This window comes from Candidatus Infernicultor aquiphilus (assembly GCF_002784285.1).
Lineage (GTDB): Bacteria > Atribacterota > Phoenicimicrobiia > Phoenicimicrobiales > Phoenicimicrobiaceae > Infernicultor > Infernicultor aquiphilus.
On sequence record NZ_PFKO01000050.1, the window covers coordinates 1 to 1,936 of the forward strand.

Consider the following 1,936-nt stretch of genomic DNA (forward strand, 5'->3'; position numbering starts at 1 on the left):
AGAATCATAACTGGATTTAAAATAATTCCAGCAATTAAACTATAGATAGGAAAATAAGCGTCCATAATATCTCCTTATATATAAATAAATACGATTTTTTAAGAGAAATCATTGATTTTTATGAAAAAAATTCGTATTATATATAATAGGGAAAAATATTTTAAAAAGAATTATGAGCCCCATAATTTTATGAAAATTATAAAAATAATTTAATTTATATTAGGTATTTAAGACACTATATAAGAGAGGGTAAACAATTAAAACAGGAGAATTCGAATGGGAAATAAGAAAGTAAAAAAACCCACCAATAAGGGTAAAAAGAATAAATAGGAGGAATAAATGAAATTTTTTGCATTTATTGCTATTTTTTTAATTGCTGTTTCGGCACAAGCTGCTGGCACAATTGGAGTTGGTGTGAGCTCTAATAAGAATATTGACAATGTTGGGGTTTCAATTCTAACAGGTGTTCAGTCATGCATCGATTCAAGTCGTCAGATTTATCTTCGTTCTGAGTTTGAGAAGGTAAATTGGGGGAATGGATATAATCTTGATAATATAGGACTTAAAACTATTATTTATTATGATCTTCCCTTTTGGGGCACAGTTAATGAACCGTTAAAGTTTGGTGTTCATTTTACTGGGACATATCAAACACAGACGAGTGATCTTGGCGCTGCGTTTGGTGGGGAGTTTTATAAGTGCTTTTGGAAAAATACTGTCGGCGCTTATTTTTCTGCCGATATAGCGAGTGTTCCAAATGTTGATGATTATTTTATATTTGGGGCAGGGTTGATATTGGGTAAGTTTTAAACGGGTTTATTCATAACTCCTCCGGGAAGAGGGAGTTTCTTTGCGATCCTTCCCTCTTCTCTCATTATTTTCTTAAAATAATGGGATTCATTGTAAAGAAAGGGTTTTATAATAAAAGAGGTTTTCAATGATTCATGCATACATTCCAAAGTATATGTATGCTAAAGGGCAAGCAAGGTTTTTAGAAGGACTTCAACTAACTGAATTAGTTAAAGTTTTTTATTTTGATGATATTAAAGAGCTTTGTTTAATAGATGAAGCTAATTCTGTTATTATTGCGGGGATATCTCCCGATAAACTTAAATTTATTGTTCATGATAAAGTTTATTATTGTTTTACTTCTCCTTTGGGACAGGCCGATTTAAGTAGCTCCCAATGGCCATCTCCTGAAATGGATATTCTTCATCAGGTAATTAACTTAAAATCTCAAGGAAAAATTAGAGATTGTATTGTGTCAAGTTATTCTGTAGCTTTTGCTTATGATTTTATTTATTTGCCCCGTATTTGTAAATTTCATGATAAAGATGTTAAATTTACTTTAGAAAGAAGAAATTATGGATTTTTAGGAAATAATTTGAGAAAACATAAAAATGCTCATAACCAAATAGCTGCAATGAGTTTACTTAAGCCCAATGATCCCATTGTGGTATCTGAAGATTTTCCATGTTATTATTTTGAACAGTTTCACAGAGAAGCAAAATTTTTACCTATTTTATTAAAAAGCGACACTGATTATTACAATGAAATTTCTACTCATCGTTTGGGATTTCAATGTTCATTTTCTGAATCATTTGATTATATGGCTTTTGAATATTGTCTATCGGGGGTACCTGTGATTGGATCTGCTGTATTAGATTGGTATCCCTATAAAGAATGTATTGTTAAAAATCCAGATGATGTTAAAGAAATTTACAATGTAGCTCAACAACTTATTAATAATAAGTGTTTTTATTCAAAAATTTCTGAAGAACTTTCTATATGGGCAAAAAAGTTTAATGCGAGATCGATTGACTCTGCGGTAAAGGATATCCATGATCGAATTCTTTAGTGAGCAAAATTATGAAAAACACCCGTTTATAGAATGTTCTCAGTGTAATGAAAAATATACCATAAATATAACTAGTTG

2 protein-coding genes are annotated in these 1,936 nt (G+C 30.4%); both read left to right on the forward strand.

Going from position 1 to position 1,936, the window contains the following annotated elements:
• Positions 1–339 precede the first annotated feature (339 nt).
• A complete protein-coding gene (locus tag COZ07_RS01490; RefSeq protein WP_406606829.1) occupies positions 340–810 on the forward strand; it encodes a hypothetical protein in 471 nt (156 codons plus the stop codon).
• Between the two features lie 127 nt (positions 811–937).
• A complete protein-coding gene (locus COZ07_RS01495; protein ID WP_406606830.1) occupies positions 938–1,858 on the forward strand; it encodes a hypothetical protein in 921 nt (306 codons plus the stop codon).
• Positions 1,859–1,936: the final 78 nt, after the last annotated feature.

Bases quoted from the DNA above. Each gene is read 5' to 3' on its own strand.
- COZ07_RS01490 (WP_406606829.1), top strand. From the start codon at position 340: ATGAAATTTTTTGCATTTATTGCTATTTTTTTAATTGCTGTTTCGGCA.
- COZ07_RS01495 (WP_406606830.1), top strand. From the start codon at position 938: ATGATTCATGCATACATTCCAAAGTATATGTATGCTAAAGGGCAAGCA.